The following is a 1,415-nucleotide window of genomic DNA, read 5'->3' as shown; positions in this document are numbered from 1 at the left end:
CGTTCTTGCGTAGGTGCACCAGGGTGAGAAGCGCCTGTTTGAAGCAACCAAGCTTGCGCCAGGGGACGTTGCGGGCACTGCGGTGCTCATACAGCGACCAGGAAATATGCTCGACCAGCTCATACGGGACGTCGAGCATGGCAGGATACGGAACCAACAGGGCCCCTTCGGTCGCCAGCGTGCTGAGTGGAATCACCACGCCAACGATCAGGGGCCCTGCCTCGTCACCACACCCGCTGACCAGCCCATTTCACCCTCCAGCACAAGATGAAAGAGGTTCACTGCTATCTTCAGATGTTGGCCGTGCGGTCGGAGACAAGGCTGGCGATGGCGCGGTAGGTGTCGGGGAGGCGGTCGCGGCGGTGGTTTAAGGAGTCATCTCATTTGGCTGGGTATGCTGTCCGGTCGTGGCGAGGATCGTTGAGCGGCTGGTGCCGGACGAGTTGTGGGAGCTGTTCCAGCGCGTGGTGCCGGAGGCACCGTCGCGGCCTCAGGGTGGCGGCCGGCGTCGGCACGGCGACCGCGAAGTGCTGGCCGCAATCGTCTTCGTGGCGACCTCTGGCTGCACGTGGCAGCAGTTGCCGACCGCGTCGTTCGGGCCGTCCGGCGCGACGGCTCACCGGCGATTCACCGAGTGGACGAAGGCCCGGGTGTGGGCCAAACTCTACCGCCTGGTCCTCGACGAACTGGGATCCCGCGGCGAGTTGGACTGGTCTCGGTGCGCGATCGACTCGGTGAACATGCGGGCCTTGAAAAGGGGGAGCTGACAGGCCCGAATCCTGTAGACCGGGGCAAGTACGGCTCAAAGATCCACTTGATCACTGAGCGGACCGGCCTGCCCCTGTCCATCGGCATCTCGGGCGCCAACACACACGACAGTCAGGCACTGATCCCACTGGTGAAGGGCATACCGCCGATCCGTTCTCGCCGAGGACGCCGGCGGCGCAGACCGGACAAACTCCACGCTGACAAGGGCTACGACTACAACCACCTGCGGCGATGGTTATCCGGACGAGGCATCCGGCACCGCATCGCCCGAAAGGGCATCGAGACCTCACAACGACTCAGCCGCCACCGCTGGACCATCGAACGCACCATGTCCTGGCTCGCCGGATGCCGACGTCTGCACCGCCGCTACGAACGCAAAGCCGACCACTTCCTGGCCTTCACCAGCATCGCCTGCACCCTGATCTGCTACCGCAGACTCACCAAATGAGATGACTTCTAAGACCGTGTCCTACGTGGTGAGGCGTCGTTGACCACGGTAAGGGGCGGGGCACGTGGAGTTGGATTGTTCCGGATGGGTTGTGGGAGATCGCCAAGCCGCTGATCCCGCCGTCGAGGGTGTGGCCGCAGGGCGGCGGAACGCAGGACACACCTGACGAGACGCTGTTCGCCGCGATCATCTACGTCCT

General features: G+C 64.0%; 1 protein-coding gene and 3 pseudogenes. 2 read left to right on the top strand and 2 right to left on the bottom strand.

Translation table 11 applies throughout. The features are described 5' to 3' along the window. Together ACH4C6_RS36430 and ACH4C6_RS36425 are read right to left on the bottom strand one after the other, a co-directional pair. Positions 1-199: pseudogene (locus tag ACH4C6_RS36430) on the bottom strand (IS5/IS1182 family transposase); the annotation flags it as partial. A gap of 91 nt (positions 200-290) precedes the next feature. Next, positions 291-365, bottom strand: a pseudogene (locus tag ACH4C6_RS36425) (transposase); the annotation flags it as partial. Between the two features lie 51 nt (positions 366-416). Between ACH4C6_RS36425 and ACH4C6_RS36420 the strand changes: the two are divergent. Next, a protein-coding gene (locus ACH4C6_RS36420; RefSeq protein WP_398112847.1) for an IS5 family transposase occupies positions 417-1,216 on the top strand; the annotation gives its coding sequence in 2 pieces (ribosomal slippage) (positions 417-752 and positions 755-1,216; 798 coding nt in all). 74 nt (positions 1,217-1,290) lie between these two features. Further along, positions 1,291-1,415, top strand: a pseudogene (locus ACH4C6_RS36415) (IS5/IS1182 family transposase); the annotation flags it as partial.

Origin of the sequence: Streptomyces sp. NPDC017943 (assembly GCF_044328425.1) — a bacterium.
Taxonomy (GTDB): domain Bacteria; phylum Actinomycetota; class Actinomycetes; order Streptomycetales; family Streptomycetaceae; genus Streptomyces; species Streptomyces djakartensis_A.
The sequence above is the reverse complement of the archived record's forward strand: the minus strand, read 5'-3'. Positions and strand labels throughout refer to the sequence as shown.